Annotated in this window: 15 protein-coding genes; 13 read left to right on the plus strand and 2 right to left on the minus strand. The window is 39.2% G+C overall.

What is annotated here, in order from left to right; translation table 11 throughout:
* Positions 1 to 17 precede the first annotated feature (17 nt).
* The 9 genes from arfA (at position 18) to J7E81_RS18495 (ending at position 10,545) form a co-directional block, all read left to right on the plus strand.
* Positions 18 to 1,529 (plus strand): arabinosylfuranosidase ArfA, encoded by a 1,512-nt coding sequence (arfA, locus tag J7E81_RS18455; RefSeq protein ID WP_215044695.1) that lies wholly within the window; start codon positions 18 to 20, stop codon positions 1,527 to 1,529.
* Between the two features lie 87 nt (positions 1,530 to 1,616).
* On the plus strand, positions 1,617 to 2,669 hold the full coding sequence (locus J7E81_RS18460; RefSeq protein WP_215044697.1) for an aldose epimerase family protein: 1,053 nt from the start codon (positions 1,617 to 1,619) through the stop codon (positions 2,667 to 2,669).
* 38 nt (positions 2,670 to 2,707) lie between these two features.
* The gene (locus J7E81_RS18465; RefSeq protein WP_215044699.1) at positions 2,708 to 3,949 is read left to right on the plus strand and encodes a sn-glycerol-1-phosphate dehydrogenase; all 1,242 of its coding nucleotides are present in this window, start codon (positions 2,708 to 2,710) and stop codon (positions 3,947 to 3,949) included.
* 23 nt (positions 3,950 to 3,972) lie between these two features.
* Positions 3,973 to 4,926 carry a glycoside hydrolase family 43 protein gene (locus J7E81_RS18470; RefSeq protein ID WP_215044701.1) on the plus strand — a complete coding sequence of 318 codons (954 nt, stop codon included), beginning with the start codon at positions 3,973 to 3,975 and terminating at the stop codon, positions 4,924 to 4,926.
* Positions 4,927 to 4,962: 36 nt separating this feature from the next.
* Positions 4,963 to 5,928, plus strand: a complete 966-nt coding sequence (locus tag J7E81_RS18475) for a glycoside hydrolase family 43 protein (RefSeq protein WP_215044703.1) — start codon at positions 4,963 to 4,965, stop codon at positions 5,926 to 5,928.
* A gap of 120 nt (positions 5,929 to 6,048) precedes the next feature.
* Positions 6,049 to 7,416 (plus strand): MATE family efflux transporter, encoded by a 1,368-nt coding sequence (locus tag J7E81_RS18480; RefSeq protein ID WP_215044705.1) that lies wholly within the window; start codon positions 6,049 to 6,051, stop codon positions 7,414 to 7,416.
* 27 nt (positions 7,417 to 7,443) lie between these two features.
* The gene (locus tag J7E81_RS18485) at positions 7,444 to 8,418 is read left to right on the plus strand and encodes an aldo/keto reductase family protein (RefSeq protein WP_215044707.1); all 975 of its coding nucleotides are present in this window, start codon (positions 7,444 to 7,446) and stop codon (positions 8,416 to 8,418) included.
* Positions 8,419 to 8,610: 192 nt separating this feature from the next.
* A complete protein-coding gene (locus tag J7E81_RS18490) occupies positions 8,611 to 9,459 on the plus strand; it encodes an MBL fold metallo-hydrolase (protein ID WP_215044709.1) in 849 nt (282 codons plus the stop codon).
* 138 nt (positions 9,460 to 9,597) lie between these two features.
* Positions 9,598 to 10,545 (plus strand): ArsR/SmtB family transcription factor, encoded by a 948-nt coding sequence (locus J7E81_RS18495; protein ID WP_215044711.1) that lies wholly within the window; start codon positions 9,598 to 9,600, stop codon positions 10,543 to 10,545.
* A 46-nt stretch (positions 10,546 to 10,591) separates the two neighbouring features.
* Here the strand turns inward: J7E81_RS18495 and J7E81_RS18500 are convergent, their stop codons facing one another.
* Positions 10,592 to 13,147 (minus strand): LamG-like jellyroll fold domain-containing protein, encoded by a 2,556-nt coding sequence (locus J7E81_RS18500; protein ID WP_215044713.1) that lies wholly within the window; start codon positions 13,145 to 13,147, stop codon positions 10,592 to 10,594.
* A gap of 318 nt (positions 13,148 to 13,465) precedes the next feature.
* On the opposite strand from J7E81_RS18500, the gene J7E81_RS18505 reads away from it, so the two are divergent.
* Positions 13,466 to 14,407, plus strand: coding sequence for a family 43 glycosylhydrolase (locus tag J7E81_RS18505; protein WP_215044715.1), 942 nt, complete (start codon positions 13,466 to 13,468; stop codon positions 14,405 to 14,407).
* 127 nt (positions 14,408 to 14,534) lie between these two features.
* On the opposite strand, the gene J7E81_RS18510 is transcribed toward J7E81_RS18505, so the two are convergent.
* The gene (locus J7E81_RS18510) at positions 14,535 to 15,434 is read right to left on the minus strand and encodes an AraC family transcriptional regulator (protein WP_215044717.1); all 900 of its coding nucleotides are present in this window, start codon (positions 15,432 to 15,434) and stop codon (positions 14,535 to 14,537) included.
* Positions 15,435 to 15,809: 375 nt separating this feature from the next.
* Here J7E81_RS18510 and J7E81_RS18515 point away from each other — a divergent pair, with 375 nt between their 5' ends.
* The 3 genes from J7E81_RS18515 (at position 15,810) to J7E81_RS18525 (ending at position 19,450) form a co-directional block, all read left to right on the plus strand.
* Positions 15,810 to 17,444 (plus strand): extracellular solute-binding protein, encoded by a 1,635-nt coding sequence (locus tag J7E81_RS18515; protein ID WP_215044719.1) that lies wholly within the window; start codon positions 15,810 to 15,812, stop codon positions 17,442 to 17,444.
* A gap of 194 nt (positions 17,445 to 17,638) precedes the next feature.
* Positions 17,639 to 18,496, plus strand: coding sequence for an ABC transporter permease (locus J7E81_RS18520; protein WP_144566409.1), 858 nt, complete (start codon positions 17,639 to 17,641; stop codon positions 18,494 to 18,496).
* 105 nt (positions 18,497 to 18,601) lie between these two features.
* A complete protein-coding gene (locus J7E81_RS18525; protein ID WP_251028741.1) occupies positions 18,602 to 19,450 on the plus strand; it encodes a carbohydrate ABC transporter permease in 849 nt (282 codons plus the stop codon).
* Positions 19,451 to 19,523 lie beyond the last annotated feature (73 nt).

Genomic DNA, 19,523 nt, shown 5'->3' on the forward strand with positions numbered 1-19,523 from the left:
TGGGAGGTAAAAGGAACATGACCACTACTAAAGCAAAAATGATTTTAGAAAAGGATTTTAAAGTATCTGAGATCGATAACCGAATTTACGGTTCTTTTATCGAACATTTAGGACGTGCCGTTTATGGCGGTATTTACGAACCAGGTCACCCTCAAGCAGATGAAAACGGCTTCCGCCAAGACGTGATTGAAATGGTAAAAGAACTGCAAATACCGCTTGTTCGTTATCCAGGCGGAAACTTTGTATCCGGATACAATTGGGAAGATGGCGTGGGCCCTGTCGAAAGCCGACCGCGTCGCTTAGAACTAGCCTGGCGTACAACGGAAACAAACGAAATGGGTACAAATGAGTTCATGAAATGGGCCCAGCTCGTAAACGCGGATGTAAACATGGCCGTTAACCTTGGAACACGCGGGATTGATGCTGCTCGTAACTTAGTCGAATATTGTAACCATCCTGGCGGCTCTTATTATAGTGATCTACGAATTTCTCATGGAGTTAAAGATCCATATAACATTAAAACTTGGTGCTTAGGGAACGAAATGGATGGTCCGTGGCAGATTGGACACAAGACTGCTGCTGAATATGGCCGTCTTGCCCAAGAAGCGGCAAAAGTAATGAAGTGGGTGGACCCATCAATCGAGCTAGTTGCCTGCGGAAGCTCAAACAGAAATATGCCTACATTTGCAGATTGGGAAGCTACTGTACTTGACCACACTTATGACCATGTGGAATTTATTTCGCTTCACCAATATTACGGTAATCGTGAAAATGAGATTTCAAACTATTTAGCCCTTTCCTTAGAAATGGATGATTTTATTAAATCTGTCATTTCTATTGCAGACTACATTAAAGCGAAAAAACGCGGCAAAAAGAATATTAATCTATCTTTTGACGAGTGGAACGTTTGGTATCACAGCAATGAGCAGGATAAACGAATTGAACCATGGAGCATTGCACCACCACAATTAGAAGATATATATAACTTTGAAGATGCTTTATTAGTAGGCTGTATGCTGATTACATTGTTAAAGCATGCGGACCGCGTGAAAATTGCCTGCCTTGCACAATTGGTGAACGTTATTGCACCGATTATGACAGAGGATAACGGACCTGCTTGGAAGCAAACGATTTTCTATCCATACATGCATACATCTGTATTCGGACGTGGAGTTTCGCTGAATCCTATCATTTCAAGTCCTAAATATGATAGCAAGGATTTCACAGATGTTCCATATTTAGAGTCAACAGCTGTCTACAATGAAGAGGAAGAAACATTAACCATTTTTGCCGTAAACCGTCACCTTCAAGAAGGCTTAGACCTAGAAGTCGATATCCGTAATTTTGAAGGCTACGAAGTAGTCGAGCATATTGTCCTAGAAAATGACGATCTTAAGCAAACGAATTCAGCTAAGGGAACTCCTGTAGCTCCTCATTCTAACGGAAATGCAAAGACCGAGAATGGCGGGGTAACGGCTGTGCTTTCAAAACTTTCTTGGAATGTAATCCGTTTAGCGAAACGTAAGTAATTCTTTCTATTCCATATCCTCATAGTCAACAAGACTACTAGGATATGGACTATTTTTTATTTGAATGATAGGAAAGGCAGGAGGAATATGAAGGTTATCCAAGAAAAGTTTGGTGAATTAAACAATCAAACTGTTAATTCTTATACACTCGTTAACGACCAGGGTATGGAGCTTACTTGTCTGAATTATGGTTGTATTATTACTAAAATCATCACTCCTGATCAGAACGGAAACTTTGAAAATATTGTTTTGGGATATGATACATTAGCAGAATATGTAAGTGGCAGTTATTTCCTCGGTACAGTTGTCGGACGGGTAGCCGGCCGTATAAAGGAAGGATCGTTTGATCTTGACGGAAAAACCTATACCCTCGCAAAAAATGAAAACAACAACCATCTCCATGGGGGAAATAAAGGGTTCGATAAAGTGATTTGGAATGCTTCTATTGATGAGAATGACGAAGAAGTAAGTGTTCAATTTTCCTACCTGAGCCCTGATGGTGAAGAAGGTTACCCAGGAAATGTAAATATAAAAGTAATGTATACACTTAATAATCAGAATGAACTAACCATCCACTATTCAGGAATTTCGGATGAAAAGACATTATTAAATCTTACCAATCATTCCTATTTTAACCTAAGTGGAAATATTAAACGGGATATTCTCAATCATTCACTATCAATTAAAAGTGATAAATTCCTAGAATTAAATGATGAATTGCTTCCAACCGGAGAATTGCTGGACGTTTTTGGGACACCGTTTGATTTTACTAGTGAACGATTGATTCAATCGGGGGTTGAAGCCAATCATCCGCAAAATCAATTAGCCGGCCAAGGATATGATCATCCCTTTTTACTATCATCCAACCATGACCAGGAAATTGTTCTTACAGATTCCGTGAGCGGACGTACATTGACCATTGAAACCGATGAGCCAGGAGTCGTTGTCTATTCTGGAAACCAAATGAAATCAGAAGGTGAGATCTACGGTGTTCCGTCCCGTAAATACCTGGGCATTTGTTTGGAAACGCAAGGGCTGCCAGATGCCATCCACCATCCTAACTTTCCTTCCTGGGTCTTAGAAAAAGACCAAGAGTACACATCTGTGACAAAGTATAAATTCGGAGTTGCAGCTAAATAAATAGGGGGAAAAAAGTTGAAGGAGCAGGAGAAACTATAATGGAAAAAATAATAACGGAAATGATGAGTTTAGCCAATAGTTGTGACTGCGGCAATCATCATAATCAGATTCCGATTGAGACAATTTTAGTAGGAAACAATGTTTTAGGGGATGCCGCTGCTTATTTGGAAAAGAAATCTTTTAAAAAAGCAATCATCATTGCAGACGATCAGACTTTTCGTGCTGCTGGGAAAGAACTAACCAAGCATCTATTCACAACCAAGGTCGGCTATTCTACCTGTTTGCTGCAGCCTGACGAGAATAATGATGTAGTGGCAGATGAAAAGTCTTTAGTACAAGCATTGTTGGAAACGTCACAAGATACGGATGTCATTATAGCCGTAGGTTCTGGAACTATCCATGATATCGCTCGCTTTACAAGTACGAAAATGAAAATTCCGTTCATTTCTGTTCCTACTGCTCCTTCCGTTGATGGATTTACATCAATGGGAGCCCCGCTAATTGTGAGAGGAAGGAAGAAAACCTTTCAAATGAAGGCGCCTATTGCGGTATTTGCTGATTTAATTGTATTAAAAAATGCGCCTAAGAAAATGATTGCGGCCGGATTTGGGAATATGTTAGCCAAATATACCTCTCTTGCGGATTGGCAATTTGGGCATCTAGTTTATGGTGAACCCTATTGTCCCCTTGTTGCAACTATTACGAGGGAGGCTCTTAATCTATGTGTTGAGAAAGCGGATAAAATTGCCGCCTCTGATGAAGAAGGGATCCGCTTTTTAATTGAAGCCCTTATTCAATCTGGATTAGCAATGTTACTATTTGGCCAATCCCATCCTGCTTCAGGAGGGGAGCATCATCTCTCACACTATTGGGAGATGGAATTTTTACGACAAAACCGCCCACAAGTCCTTCACGGGGTCAAGGTGGGGGTGGCGGTTGCTCTCCTGGCAGAAGTATATGAAAGAGAATTTATCCCATTTCTCTATATACTGAGAAAATTAGATGATACGATCAAAACAATTGAAGACTATAGTATAGTTCGAAATATTAAAGAAAACATTGAAGAAATTAAAGCGGCATACGCGGCTATCCCAAAAGCCTCTCAACTGCGTGAACTTATCGAAAAAGTTGAAGGCGAAATACTGCCGAGCCAACTGGGGATTGACGGAAATTTTGTCATGAGAAGTTTAACCGAAGCCCACCATTTAAGAGATCGTTTTACAGCGTTAAAGTTTCTAAATGAGGTAGTCAAAGTCAATCATCATGAAGAAGTGAGATAAATGAAAGAGAAAGGTGATCAAATATGCCTAAGATTGAAACATTAAATAATCCCATCGTCGAGCAGCGTGCTGATCCATGGGTCTATAAACATAAGGATGGTTACTACTATTTCACAGCTTCTGTACCGGAATATGACCGGATTGAAGTCAGAAGGGCTGCAACCATACAGGGGTTAGGTGAAGCAGAACCTGTCGTTGCTTGGAGAAAACATGAAGAGGGACCAATGAGTGCCAATATTTGGGCACCTGAAATTCATTACATTGACGGAAAGTGGTACATCTATTATGCGGCGGCACGGGCAGATGAGATTTTTGACCATCGCATGTATGTTATTGAAAATGATTCCGTGAACCCTCTGGAAGGAACTTGGGTAGAAAAGGGTCAAGTGGTAACAGGGTGGGAGTCATTCTCTCTGGATGCTACGACCTTTGAGCATAAAGGGCAAAGGTATTATGTTTGGGCCCAAAGAGACCCTAAAATTGTTGGCAACTCCAACCTTTACATCGCCAAAATGGTCAATCCTTGGACGATTGAAGGGCCTCAAGTGATGATCACAAAGCCTGAATATGATTGGGAAACCATCGGCTTCTTAGTAAACGAGGGTGCGGCGGTCTTAAAGAGAAACGGAAAGATTTTTATTTCCTATTCTGCAAGTGCGACAGATGACAATTATTGTATGGGTCTCCTTTCTGCAGATGAAAATAGTGATTTATTAGACCCTGCATCATGGAAAAAAACAGAAACCCCTGTATTCCAAACAAATGTAGAAAACAGTCAATATGGACCGGGCCATAACAGCTTCACAGTATCAGAAGACGGAAACCAAGATGTTTTGATCTATCACGCTCGTAACTATCGGGAGATTGAGGGCGATCCTTTATGGGATCCGAACCGCCACACTCGGGCTCAAGTGTTTACTTGGAATGAAGATGGAACACCGAATTTTGGTGTCCCAGTCGCTGATGCAAAAGAATAATCAATAGCTGACATTATGTTTGGAAGGAAGATTACGATGGTAAAAGTAACAATCGAACAGGCAAAAACAGCACAGGATCTGATTATCGAGCAGAGAGCGGATCCATGGGTCTATAAACATTCAGATGGATATTATTACTTTACCGCATCTGTTCCTGAATATGACCGTATCGAGGTTAGACGTTCAAAAACCATCCAGGGTATAGTAGATGCAGAACCTGTTACCGCCTGGAAAAAGCATGAAACAGGACCATTAAGTGCTCTGATTTGGGCACCAGAAATCCACTATATGAATGGCAGCTGGTACATTTATTATGCTGCTGCACCATCAAAAGAAATTATTAATGGTCTTTTTCAACATCGCATGTTTGTGATTGAAAACAAATCCGCTAATCCATTAGAAGGTACATGGGAAGAAAAGGGACAAATTAAAACCGATTGGGAATCATTTGCATTAGATGCGACAACATTCGAGCATAAAGGACAGCACTATCTTGTCTGGGCTCAAAAGGATCCTAACATCCGAGGCAATTCCAATCTTTATATTGCCCTGTTAGAAAACCCTTGGACGATTAAAGGGCCGCAGGTAATGATTGCTAAACCGGAATATGATTGGGAAACGATTGGATTCTGGGTTAATGAAGGGCCGGCAGTACTAAAGAGAAATGGGAAGCTCTTTATTTCCTATTCCGGAAGTGCTACCGATGAGAATTATTGCATGGGCCTTTTGACTGCGGATGAATCAAGGGACCTGTTGGACCCAAATTCATGGAGCAAATCGGAAGCACCAGTATTTAAAACTAATTATGAAGCAGGTCAATATGGTCCAGGACATAACAGTTTCACAGTTTCTGAAGATGGCAGCAAGGATATTCTTGTCTATCACGTAAGAAACTATACAGAAATTGTGGGAGATCCACTATATGATCCAAATCGCCACACTTGTGCGAAAGAGTTCACCTGGAATCCGGACGGTACTCCCAATCTAGGTTTTCCTAGTTAACTCTATTAATAATTAGATTCATATCTTTTTATGATATGAATCTTTTTCTGTAAAAATGAAGAGGCCGGCTGGTCTCGTTTGAGCTTTTATGATGTGAAATTTTATAAGGTGGACAGGAAAATGGCAACTTCAATTGATCAAAGAAACATGAGCTTAAGAACGATCACATGGCCTATTCTCATAGAGTTATTCTTGCAAACAATCATGGGCAGTACCGACACCATTATGCTCTCGCATATTTCTGATCACGTGGTAGCAGCTGTTGGTGTTGCCAATCAGCTTGTCTTTTTTACGATACTAATCTTCAGTTTTACTGCAACTGGGACGGCGGTTCTTGTTTCACAATATTTAGGTGCGGGTATGAAAAAAGAGGCAAAGCAGGCATCTGCGATATCCATATCCATTAATTTAGGAATAGGATTGGCAGTTAGTTTGTTAATGGTTACGTTTAAAGGGCCGCTTTTAGCATTGTTCCACCTTAAACCGGATATAGCTGAAATAGGTTACGAATATTTATCTATTGTAGGTGGGACCCTGTTTTTGCAAGCTGTCCTCGTTACGGTTTCCTCTATTTTAAGAGCACACGGCTTTACAAGAGAGGCCATGTTTGTCTCGGTGATGATGAATGTGATTCACTTAGCTGGCAATAGTATTGTTATTTTTGGATTATTTGGATTCCCAGTGCTGGGAGTTAAGGGTGTGGCTATTTCAACTGCATTAAGCCGGGCTGCTGCTTTACTTATTGCCTTTATCCTTATGTATAGGAGGCTTCCAATAGCTATAAGAAAGGAAGATTATTTTAACTTCCAACTATCACAAATTAAAAAAATCTTAAAAATTGGCATACCGGCTGCCAGTGAACAAATTAGCTATAATACGAGCCAGATGGCGATGACGGCTATTACCGCGATTATTGGAGCGGCCGCTCTTTCCACTCGAGTGTATACCTGGAATATCATGTCGTTCATCATGTTATTTGGATTAGCGATGGGACAGGGAACGCAAATTCTAATTGGATATCGAGTCGGAGCAGGAGATTTTGAAGGAGCTTATCGGCAATTACTGAAAAGTTTAAAATATAGCTTTATTATTACCATTTTCATCTCGATTATAGTTGCTATTTTTAGAGAAGATTTTATGCGCATCTTTACGCATGATAAAGAAATTATCCATACCGGTGGTAAATTATTGCTATTGTGTTTGATACTCGAACCGGGCCGGACCTTTAACATCTTGGTCGTCAACTCACTCCGCGCAACCGGTGATGCCGCTTTTTCGGTAAAAATAGGCGTGCTATCCATGTGGGGGATTGCTGTACCCATTTCTTATTTTTTAGGGATTCATATGGGATTGGGCTTGGCTGGAATTTGGATTGCCTTTATCGTCGATGAATGGGAAAGAGGCATTGTCATGTATTTCAGGTGGAGAAGCCGGGCATGGGAGAAAAAAGTATTGGTTGTTCATTCAAAAACGATAACGGCCGGATAAATCAATGAGTGTAAGGAGACTTGAATAATGAAATATCGCAGACTTGGAAACAGCGGTTTAAAGGTTAGTGAAATTGGTTTAGGAAGCTGGTTAACATATGGGAAGGCTGTCACTGACAATACGGCATATGATTGCATCCATAAAGCATATGAACTCGGTATTAATTTTTTTGATACAGCGAATGCCTACGAAGGTGGGAAAGCAGAAGAGGTCCTTGGGGAAGCACTAAAAGCGTATCCAAGGAGTAGTTATGTAGTCGCCACAAAGCTATTCTTCCCGATGGGAGATCGGCCAAATGAGCGCGGATTATCAAGGAAGCATATCGTTGAACAATGTGACGCCAGTCTTAAGCGGCTTGGCCTAGACTATATTGATTTGTACCAATGTCATCGCTTTGATCCAGAGGTGCCAGTTGAGGAAACACTATATGCTTTAGATGATTTAATCAGGCAAGGGAAAATATTATATGCGGGTGTCAGTGAATGGAGTGCTGCCCAAATTGAAAACGCGGTGGGAATCGGTAAGGCCAATCACTTACGGCCGATTATCTCCAATCAGCCAATCTATAACATGTTTGAGAGATATATAGAAAAGGAGGTCCTACCGGTTTGCACGGAAAAAGGAATCGGACAAATTGTTTTTTCACCGTTAGCCCAAGGAGTTTTAACAGGAAAGTATAAACCTAATACGGAGAAGCCTGAAGACAGCCGGGCAGCAAATGATTCGACTAACTGGGTGATTAATAGTTATCTTCGAAATGATGTTTTAGAATGTGTTCAGCAATTGAATGGCGTGGCTGAGGAGTTAGGTGTAACCTTAAGTCAGCTGGCACTCGCCTGGATTCTTCGACACCCTAGTATTAGTTCTGCTATTATTGGGGCCAGCCGTCCAGAGCAAGTAGTGGAGAATGTTAAAGCAGTGGATGTGGTATTAACTCAAGATGTTTTGGGTGAGATTGAAAACATACTAGAACAGGTAAAAGATTTTGCACCGTTAAGGTAAGCCACGGTTCACTATCTATTTACGGTGGTTCTATAGACAAAATCAATAGGTCCACCATATAATTTGTCTAATAGAAGTAGTCTAATAGAAGTAGTCTATTAGACAAAACCAATAGTCCCCCAAAGTAATTTGTCCAATAGAAGAAGGCCGCAATGCAGTAAGAAAAATATAAAAGGAAAATAGGTGAAATATATGGCAGCCATTTATAAAAGTGATCAAGAATTAATGAATGAGGTAAGACAAACAAAGATTTACGGAGAATCTGTTTCCTTTTGGAATTTAGGACAGGCAGGTATCCTCCTAAAAGGAACAGAAGAGGATGGACTTATTTGTATTGATCCTTATTTAAGCGGGAGTATTGAAGAACGGGATCCGGATACTGAATTTAAAAGAGCTTTTCCACCGGTTGTTGCCCCGGGAATGCTTCAAGACTTAGACGGTGTTTTAGTCACACATGGACACGATGATCATTTAGATCTTTTAAGCATTAAAGAGATTGCAAGAGCCTCTGACTCCGTGTTTGCAATCCCCGCACCGCTCACCTCATTAGTCCAAGAGCATGTGGCAAATAAATATATACATGCAGCTAAAGATGGTGAATCCTTTACTATGAAAGGATTTAAAATTACCCCTATTCCTGCGGCCCATACGGAATATGAAACGGATTCGGTAGGAAATCATGCATTTTTAGGCTATTTGATAGAGGCTAACGGAATTCGGCTATTTCACAGCGGGGATACAGTGGTTACACCTGAGTTGATTGAAAAAGTAAAAGTGTTTAAACCACATGTTGCTTTCTTGCCCATCAATGGTGGGGACTATTTCCGCACGGCACGAGGAATTGTCGGAAACATGAGTTCTAGGGAAGCAGCGGACTTTTCGGCTGCGGTTGGGGTAGACTTGGTTGTTCCGATTCATTATGATCTGTTTCCAAATAACCGCGACAACCCAGCTTATTTTGTCGATTACCTATTTCATCACTATCCTAATCAAAAATTTCATATGATGGTTCCTGGTGAAAGATTTATCTATCATAAATAAAGGGCATGCAGACATTTGCATGCTTTTTTTTTAGATTCACTAAATAAATTTCGAGTCCTATATTGAAAACATAGGAAATTAGTAGTATGTTATAATTGTTAATAAATTTATTAATGATTATTAAGGTGGAACAACTACATGAATTTAGATATATCTGAACAATCACTGCCTGTTTTTGAGGCCCTTGCTAGTAAGGTAAGAATGAAAATTATTCACCTTTTGGCGGAACAGCCTCGAAATGTAAAGGAGCTCGCCCAAAGCTTAGAGCTCACCAGCGCGATCATGACCATGCATGTAAAGAAATTAGAGAAAGCGGGAATCATCCAGTCGGAATTAGTCTCTGGTAAAGGCGGATTGCAAAAAAAGTGCTATCTTGTGACTGAAAAAATGGAAGTATTATTTCCTACAAAGGAACGTGAACTTAAGAAATTTCATGAAACAGAAGTGTCAGTTGGTCACTATACTGATTTTTCCATCGAACCAACCTGTGGAATTGCAACCACAGACACAATTATTGGAGAATTTGATGATCCAAGATATTTTCTCTATCCTAATAGAATGAATGCCAAGATCTTGTGGTTTGGGAAAGGGTACGTGGAATATAAGCTGCCAAACTTCCTGCTGGGCAATCAAGACCCAAGCGAACTTGAAATCTCTTTAGAGCTCTCATCTGAGGCTCCTTTTACGAACAGTAATTGGCCATCCGATATCCATTTTTACCTAAATAATGTGCTATTAGGGAAATGGACGAGTCCTGGCGATTTTGGTGATAGCAGAGGAAATTTCACACCTGACTGGTGGCCGAGTGAAATTAATCAGTATGGTTTGCTTAAACGGCTGCGAATCACTCCAGAAGGAACCTATATTGATGGACTCAAGATATCAGATGTCAGTCTGGATGATGTTAGTATTCGTGAGAAACAATGGACGTTCCGGATTGCCGTTCTGGAAGAGAGTCAAAATGTTGGTGGAGTCACTCTATTCGGAACAGGATTTGGCAATTATAATCAGGATATACTTTTCCGTCTCTATTACCATGATAGTGAATTATCCAAAGAAGAAACAGAAAAACTCTCCTATCAATAAAAAAATCGTATGGATTCTGGATATCCATACGATTTTTTTTGAAAAACTATTGAGCTAATTGAGCCACTTGAGCAGGTGTAAGGGCGCCATTATAGATTTTTAATTCATCCATTAATCCCTTGAATGGGGGATCCCACCAGTTAACTCCTAGGCTGAAGCTGGCATTGCTAGTTGTAAAAATATTCGAGAAGTTGGTACCTGTAAACTTTTCAACACCGTTCACGTACACCTTAATCGTTCCGTTATCAACGGTAAACGCTAAATGAGTCCACGCACCGGTCTTAATCGTTAATCCTGAAGAAGCATCGTACCATTTAGAACTGCCAGACCAAACCATCGTATTCCCGCCAGCAGGACCATTCGGAACTAGGCTGACCCAGTTAATCGGGTCTGCAGCACCAAAGAATGTGGTGGTATACATCGTTAGTTGTTCAGGTTTTAACCATAAAGATACAGAATATTTGTTACTTGAAATCAGTCCGTTTGGTAAGCGAATACCAGAGGCACCATTAAAGACGGCCGCTTCGCCGCTTTTGCCAGCAGCATAAGAAATAATCCCGCCCGTATTATCAATGCGATTACCAGTAATGCTTCCTGACCCAAATGTACCCGTTTTCTCATTCAGGTTATTTTCAAACGAGTATTGAGCTGCTAAGCCAGCCTCTTCATATGGCAGTACCTTAATCGAAAAGACTTTTTTGTCGGTTATATCCCCTTTGGTAATCGTTGCCGTAAGGGTAGCTGTAGCAGGTTCTGAACCTGCTTCCGGCCGCGTAATAACCCCTGTATTCGTTACCACATCGGCATTTGAAGTTTCCCAAGAAATCAAAGTATGACGAGTTCCTTCCGTTGGCAGTGTTAAATTGGAAATAACCTTGTCTGTATCACCAAGATGGAGGTCCTTAACGACTGCAGCAACAACTTCCTGATCTGTTTTATCGGCTAGTTTACTTCCCCAAACAGAAATTCCTTCGTTTGAAAGGGCGGTAAATGTCATCACCTTGCTTTTTGAAACAGGATCCCACTCACGGACAAATACTCCGTTATAGGTATGTCCATCAATGGTTAATTCGGCTTGGTTATGGCTGGTTTTCTTCCATGAACCAGTTACATCGCCAGTAATGGTGCCATCCTCATTTAATCGGATGTAAACAGATTTATTAATCGCAGCTGAATAATCTTTTCCTTGGTTAATAAATTGATAGTTGCCAATTAGGTCTTGTCTATTCACCTTGTCTAACGTTTCACCTGTATAGCGATACGGTGCAACCACTGGCCAGCCGTCTTTATTCATAAACATCTGGTGAACACGAAGTTCATGATATTCTCCTGACTGTGGAAACCGGCTGTGGAAAACCAAGAACTGCTGCCCCGTTTTCGGATCTAAGTAAACCGAGTTGTGTCCTGGAGAAAGATAACCAACACCGATTCCTGTTCCAGGGTCGCCAACTTTCCGTTCAAATAAGAAGTTCCCCATGATTTTATTTCCATAAGGAGTATTAGCGACATCACTTGGTAAAACGGCATTTTGACCTGAAGCATCTACATAAGGGCCATCTGGGCTCTTAGAACGGAATTGTCTCATATTATAGCCGCCGTCAGCGCCTAACCATCCATACGTGACATATAAATAATAGTAGTCAGTGTTCTTATCATAAATCACATAAGGTCCTTCACCGGATTTATAATATCCGCCGGCAATTTTTGTGCCAAAATAACGGTCAACTAGACGGCCGTCTGCGGTTTTTCCATCCTTGCCAGGATAAATGGCCTTACCTGTTTTTTCATCAATCTGCAGGACATAAATGCCGCCAGACCAAGAACCATAAGTCATCCACAGTTTTCCATCTTTATCATAGAAGACAGTAGAGTCAATAGCATTTGGGAAGTTGTAATTGTTGAAAGAGCCATCGTTATTAAACCAGCCATCTCTTGGACCTGCTAATGTACCGTTATCGACAAGTGGTCCGATGTTTGTATTGGTCCATTTTTTATTAACGTTACTGTTGGCATCTTTCGCATCATTTTTTGTAAAACCAGAATAGACGATCGTGTCAACATATTTATAAGGACCTTCAATATTTTGCGATACAGCAAAACCAATCGCAGAACGGATATACGTAGAGGAAGCACTATAATAAATCATATAGGCACCCTTTGTTCCGTCTTGATTAACATAGTTTTTGTTATAGAAAACATCCGGGGCCCATACCGCAAAGCCGCCTTTACTGTCAGAATCGTTTTCACCGGCCCATTTAAAAGAACCAGCAAGATTCTTTGATAAATCACCATATATCGCATTATTAGGTGTTGTATAGCCATTCGTAAAGGTTTGCCAGTGAATCAAATCAGTTGATTTGGCAGCCTCAATGTGGGAACCGAACACATAAAATGTGTCACCATCTTTTACAATGGATGGGTCATGGACAGATACATTTTGAAAATTTGGATCCACACCTGGATATTCAAGGTGTGGTTTATTGCTGTTTTCACTAGGCTGGGGATCGGAAGAATTTGTATCCTCCCCAAATACAGCACTTGGGATAATCAATAGGAGTGTTAAGAACATAAATGCAAACTTTTGAAATATGCGTTTACTCATTAGAATTTCTCCTCTCTTTATGTAACGGTAAGAAAAACAAATCCACGCTTCTAAAAATCACCACCTAATAGACTTTTTTTAACGCTTTCAATACTAATATTAACAAAAGTCTTAATAGATTAATAGTAATATAAACTAATAAAATACTCATGGGTATTTTATCATATTTTAAATAAATAGAATGGATAATCCATTTATTGTAAATTAGAAAAAGTTATAGAAATACCCGTAGTAAAGTCTTCTTTTTATAAAGGAGATTTGTTAATATTAATATTAACTAGATAAGTTAATTATTGATGATGAGAAAGGGGAAATACCATGGTTAAAATAGAACAATTTGGCGGAGTTAACTTTAATGAAATAGATTGGAAATTGCAAGGAGACTTATGGGCACATGATCCGGTCCTAGCAATGGAAGATTCGCGTTGGTATGTCTTTCATACAGGAAGCGGCATTCAAATGAAATCCTCTGAGGATGGCGTGAAATGGAAACAAGTCGGCCCTATTTTTCCTTCTTTGCCCGAGTGGTCAAAAGAGTATGTACCAGAAAAAGACGAAGATAGCATTTGGGCACCCGATATTTTTTTCCATAATGGTGTTTACTATATTTATTACTCTGTCTCTACCTTTGGAAAAAATACTTCCGCCATCGGTTTGGTAACGAATACAACACTTAATCCTGACAATCCAGAATACGAGTGGAAAGACAGAGGACATGTCATCCATTCAACTGAATCAGATGATTATAATTGTATTGATGCCAATTTAATCGTTGACGAAGAAGGCCAGCCATGGTTGAATTTTGGCTCCTTTTGGTCCGGCATTAAGTTGATTAAATTAGACCCTGAAACCATGAAGCCGGCTGAAAATGCCGAACTACTGTCCATTTCTAGCAGAACGGAACAGCCGAATACCATCGAGGCTCCGTTTATTGTCTATCGAGAAGGTTATTACTATCAGTTTGTATCCTTTGATTTTTGCTGCCGCGGCATTGAAAGTACATACAAAATTGTGGTGGGAAGGGCGAAGACTATTACCGGACCTTACTACGATAAAGAAGGGGTTTCGATGATGGAAGGAGGAGGAACGTTGATTGATGCAGGAGATGACCGCTGGATTGGTCCTGGTCACTGTGCTGTTTACTTTTCTGGAGACTCTAGTCTGCTCGTTAATCACGCATACGATGCCTTGAAAAAAGGCAAGCCTACCTTACAAATTAGACCATTATATTGGGGCGAAGATGGATGGCCGCATATTTAAGTTAATGAGAAAGTAGAAAAACTCACCAAAACTGTTTTTGGTGAGTTTTAAGTCTGCTGTTTTTAAGGCATTTTGAAATGATATCCTCAGTAGTAAAGTCCGTTTACGTATCAAAGAATAATAGATTTTATTCCCTATTCAAGGGTATACGATGATAGGCCTGGCGATATTCGGTTGGAGTAACTTTTTCGTACTTTTTAAAGAGCCTCATAAAATATCTTTCGTCATTAATCCCAACTAGGTGGGCGATTTTTCCAATATTCATATTTGTGCTAATGAGTAAATCTTTAGCTTTTGATAATTTAAGAATATGGATATATTCTTGTACGTTCATGCCGGTACTAGTTTTAAAAAAGCGAGATAAATAATCCCTATTATAATTAAAGGTTTTAGCAATAGAGTTAGTGGAAATATGACTATCCAATGCATTGACACGAATCCATTCTAATATTTTTACGAGTTTGCTGTCTGAATACGTGCTATTTAATGGGTCTTGAAAGTTTGTAATGGTTTGTTCAGATAATTCTATAAGTAAAGAGGTGGTTAGATAACCGGCTGCATAACGATTAAAGTAGTTTGCATGGGCTACATCCAATATTTGATTACATAAGATATTGATTCTATCAATCCGCTTTGGGGTTGAATAGATGGGTAATAATATGGAATGATTTGATTCCTTGGCGTAAGGATTAGATTGAAGAATTCTAGCTTGGTTTCCCATAGATATCTCATCCATTATGGTTAGATCGTCCGGCAAAAGTACATGAAACCAATAGAAGGAAAGCCCTGCCTGGCATTCCTTATAGCCTAGGTGGAGCTGATTTGGAAGTACAAATAACACATCACCCGGTTTCACCTCATACTCTATCCCATTACATTCCATATATAGTATTTCATTTATGCCAATAATAATCTCGCAAAGAGGCATTATTCGTTTCATATGAGTAAAGGGTTCAGTGGAAATTAATTTACCACCAAGAACAAATTCAATTGGGGAGCTAACATTCATTTTCAGGTATTCTATCATTAATTTCTCCTCTTCATGCCTGAAAGATTTCATTTCACAACTTTCCTAAACTTATTACAATATTCTAATTATATTTTGATATAGTCAATTTTGTCCACTAAATATACTTTGTTGGTTACTGACAGTATATCGACCCAATGGTATTCTTAAAACAACAAATGTAAGTGTTTACAACACGATTGAGAGCGGAAAAAATAATAGGGAGGTATACATAATGGAGTAGAGCCTCATTCTTTTCAGTGCCATTTTATAGTTTAATAGGCATTTTTCAGTGATTGACTTTAGTCAGGAAAGTCCATTTCTTTTGATCTGCAAGTAGTATCGTTAGGCGAAACATAAGGAGTGTTCTATAAATCATCGAAAAGGAGAAATCATATGAGAAAGAAAAAGTTTATAAAAGGTTTTCTGGCACTGTCCTTATCTGCATCTGTTTTAGCTGCTTGTTCTAATAACAAGGCCTCTAGTGACGGAAAATCAAACGGTGGTACAACAAAGGATGGAAAGGTACAATTGACAGCCCTTATAACAAAACATCCGTTAACACAAGACCTTAAAAAAATGAAATGGTTAACAGATGTTGAGAAACGTGCAGGTGTGGAAATTAAATGGCAAGAGGTAACAGCTGACTGGGATCAGAAAAAGGGTGCACTCCTTGCAAGCGGTGATGTTCCAGACTTAATTATTGGACCGAATGCCATTACGGATGCGGATTATGTACAATATAATGGCTTATTTGAAGATCTTTCTGATGATCTTGATAAGAGCCTACCTAACGTTAAAAAGATGTTTGAAGCTAAACCAGAAACAAAAGGGATTGCCACCCAGCTTGACGGAAAAATTTATGGCTTACCTAAATACCAAAGATTTTGGCCTGCAACAGCTACAAGACAATTTATCAATCAAAAATGGTTAGACAATCTAGGTTTAAAACAGCCAACCAATTGGGATGAATTATACGATGTTTTAGTAGCCTTTAAGGAAAAGGATGCTAATGGCAACGGCGATCCAAACGACGAAATTCCTATGGATTTCTCTCCGACAGGAACAGGTGGATTCGGGTTCTTCCAACCGACCGTTCTTTTGGGCAGCACCGGGATTACTTTAGGTGAAGGCAGCGGCCAAGGCTATTATGTTGAAGATGGTAAAGTCAAAAACTTCTTTACAGACGAACGTTATAAAGATTTTGTTAAGTTTTTAAATAAGTGTTATAAAGCTGGGTTAATCAGCAAAGAAGTATTTACTCAGGATTATACTAAATACCAATCTGTAGCCCGCGGTAATGGTGATGTGGCAAAAGTTGGTTATACGTATGGCTGGGAATTAACAGACAGATTCGGAAACACTTTGGCTCCACAATATAAAACGTTGGCTCCTTTAAAGCAGACGGCTGATTCAACTGCTAAATTATCCTGGACCTACGATTATAATTCCTTAAACTATGGTGCCAATATGATTACATTGTCAGCACAGAGTAAAAATAAAGAGGCTGCGATGAAATTTATCAATGAATTGTATGATCCAAAAGAAAGTATGCAAGTACTGTTTGGTTCAATGGGCACTAATATTGCCGATAACGGAGACGGCAGCTATAAAGTATTACCACCAGCAGATTCAAAGATGGACCCAGGTACATGGAAATGGACTTCTACATGGGCTGATAATGGTCCAATGTATATTGCGGATGATTTAAAGCTTGAGCTTGGAACAGATATGCAATCGGTTGGTAAACAAACTGAGCCGCTAAATGGCGCTCTCGATGCGATTGATAAGGATAATGATCTTTTCCCTGGCATGTTTATTAAGTACAGCAAAGAGGATAATTCAAAATTAGCTTTAAACAATACCAATCTTATGAATCTGGCGATGCCAAAATATTCTCAATGGATCACAAAAGGCGGTATTGATAAAGATTGGAACACATATGTGAAAAATGTGGAGAAAACAGGTTTGTCTGAAAACCTAAAGATTATGCAAAAGTATTATGACGATTACAAGAAGAATCAGAAATAAATAATTGTCAGAGAGATGCTATATCATGAAAGTGGTATAGCATCTTCCTTAAATAAAGGAGGGAATATTTTGTGGCCTTTATAAACGCTGAAACAAAAAAAATAAATGAAAATTTATCAAGTATCAACCGTGTGAAACCAACCAAAAAGGCAAATATATTGAACACGTTTAAACGCGACTATCAGTTGTGGCTCATGATATTGCCTGCCATTGTTGTTATTGTCATTTTCAATTACATACCGATGTATGGCATCCAGCTGGCCTTCCGCGAATTTGATTTTACGAAAGGCTTTACCGGCGGCGAGTGGGTAGGTCTTAAGTATTTTGATCAATTTATTCATAACTATATGTTTAAAGATTTAATGACTAATACTATTACCATCAGCTTAGCAACGATCATTTTAGGATTTCCGGCACCTATCATTATGGCTCTAATTATTAATCAAGTCTTTGGGAAAAGGTGGAAAAAAACCTTACAGACTACCGTTTACCTGCCACACTTCATCTCAATGGTAGTTATGGTTGGTTTATTAAATGTATTATTATCACCAGAAACCGGGGTGGTAGGCCATTTAATGAGAGCATTAGGACTGGGCGACATAAACTTATTAGCTTCGGAGAAAACCTTTGTACCAGTATATGTACTTTCAGACATATGGCAGCATGCCGGATGGAATAGCATTATTTATTTGGCAGCGTTGGCAAGCGTGGATCCCCAATTATATGATTCTGCGAAAATTGATGGAGCAAGCAGATGGCAAACGATTAGGTATGTGGATATACCTGCTATTGTTCCAACTATGATTATTCTCTTTATCCTTAGTATGGGAAATATCTTAAATACAGGTTTTGAAAAAATATTCTTAATGCAAAATCCATTGAATCTCCCAGTATCTGAGGTTATTGCGACCTATGTATATAAGATTGGTATTATTTCCAGTCAATTCAGCTACTCTGCTGCCATTGGGTTGTTTAATACACTCATAAATTTCGTATTCTTACTAGCAATGAATACAATTGCCAAGAGATTTTCTAATATTAGTTTGTGGTAAGCTGAATTTTCTCTTGCTTCGAATCAGCTCAACATGCAAGGAGGGAAAGTCATAGTGCTTTTTAATAGAAAAGGAAAAACGACTTCAGATCTTATTTTTGATTGTATGATTTTTGTATTTTGTGTGTTTATCTTTTTAATTATTGCTTATCCATTGTATTTTGTGGTTATTGCCTCTGTTAGTGACTCGACTCTAGTATCAACTGGTAAAGTTCTTCTCTATCCAAAAGGATTCAGCCTTTTCGGATATACAGAGATTTTTAAAGATACAAGAATCTGGGTGGGTTATAAAAATACTATTATATACACACTTCTTGGTACATTCGTCAATTTATTGTTTACGCTGCCTGCAGCCTATGTTTTATCAAGACAGGAATTTAAAGCAAGGCGGTTTTTAATGTTTGTGTTTGTCTTTACGATGTTTTTTAATGGGGGATTAATTCCTACTTATCTATTAATGAAAGACTTACATCTTACCAATAATATGTGGGTTTTTATTGTTCCATTTTCTGTGAATGTGTTCAATCTGATTATCACTCGTACATTTTTTGAAAGCTCACTGCCGAAGGAATTGTTTGAAGCTGCCCAAATGGATGGCTGTACACACTTTCAATTTTTCGGAAAAGTAGCGTTGCCGTTATCAAAAGCGGTTATCTCGGTTGTCGGTCTTTATTACTTAGTAGGGCACTGGAATGATTTCTTTACAGGACTGATTTACATTCGTGATTATAGCTTGCAGCCGTTGCAAATTGTTTTAAGAGATATCCTCATATCTAACCAAGTGTTTGCTGAAGGGGCCGGATCCGGAGGTGCTGCAGGCGGATATGCACAGAAATATGCAGATCAGATCAAATATGGTGTCATTATCGTGTCAACATTACCAATCTTGCTTGTTTATCCGTTCATTCAAAAATACTTTGAAAAGGGCGTTATGATTGGCTCAGTAAAAGGATGAATTGAAATGTTTCAGGTGATACGTACAAACCTGATGAAATCAAACATATATAGCTATCGATGAAATCGATAGC

The organism is Bacillus sp. ISL-18, from assembly GCF_018613415.1.
Lineage (GTDB): Bacteria > Bacillota > Bacilli > Bacillales > Cytobacillaceae > Neobacillus.

Coding starts and splice junctions, on each gene's coding strand:
- arfA (WP_215044695.1), top strand. CDS start 18: ATGACCACTACTAAAGCAAAAATGATTTTAGAAAAGGATTTTAAAGTA.
- J7E81_RS18460 (WP_215044697.1), top strand. CDS start 1,617: ATGAAGGTTATCCAAGAAAAGTTTGGTGAATTAAACAATCAAACTGTT.
- J7E81_RS18465 (WP_215044699.1), top strand. CDS start 2,708: ATGGAAAAAATAATAACGGAAATGATGAGTTTAGCCAATAGTTGTGAC.
- J7E81_RS18470 (WP_215044701.1), top strand. CDS start 3,973: ATGCCTAAGATTGAAACATTAAATAATCCCATCGTCGAGCAGCGTGCT.
- J7E81_RS18475 (WP_215044703.1), top strand. CDS start 4,963: ATGGTAAAAGTAACAATCGAACAGGCAAAAACAGCACAGGATCTGATT.
- J7E81_RS18480 (WP_215044705.1), top strand. CDS start 6,049: ATGGCAACTTCAATTGATCAAAGAAACATGAGCTTAAGAACGATCACA.
- J7E81_RS18485 (WP_215044707.1), top strand. CDS start 7,444: ATGAAATATCGCAGACTTGGAAACAGCGGTTTAAAGGTTAGTGAAATT.
- J7E81_RS18490 (WP_215044709.1), top strand. CDS start 8,611: ATGGCAGCCATTTATAAAAGTGATCAAGAATTAATGAATGAGGTAAGA.
- J7E81_RS18495 (WP_215044711.1), top strand. CDS start 9,598: ATGAATTTAGATATATCTGAACAATCACTGCCTGTTTTTGAGGCCCTT.
- J7E81_RS18500 (WP_215044713.1), bottom strand. CDS start 13,147: ATGAGTAAACGCATATTTCAAAAGTTTGCATTTATGTTCTTAACACTC.
- J7E81_RS18505 (WP_215044715.1), top strand. CDS start 13,466: ATGGTTAAAATAGAACAATTTGGCGGAGTTAACTTTAATGAAATAGAT.
- J7E81_RS18510 (WP_215044717.1), bottom strand. CDS start 15,434: ATGATAGAATACCTGAAAATGAATGTTAGCTCCCCAATTGAATTTGTT.
- J7E81_RS18515 (WP_215044719.1), top strand. CDS start 15,810: ATGAGAAAGAAAAAGTTTATAAAAGGTTTTCTGGCACTGTCCTTATCT.
- J7E81_RS18520 (WP_144566409.1), top strand. CDS start 17,639: ATGATATTGCCTGCCATTGTTGTTATTGTCATTTTCAATTACATACCG.
- J7E81_RS18525 (WP_251028741.1), top strand. CDS start 18,602: ATGATTTTTGTATTTTGTGTGTTTATCTTTTTAATTATTGCTTATCCA.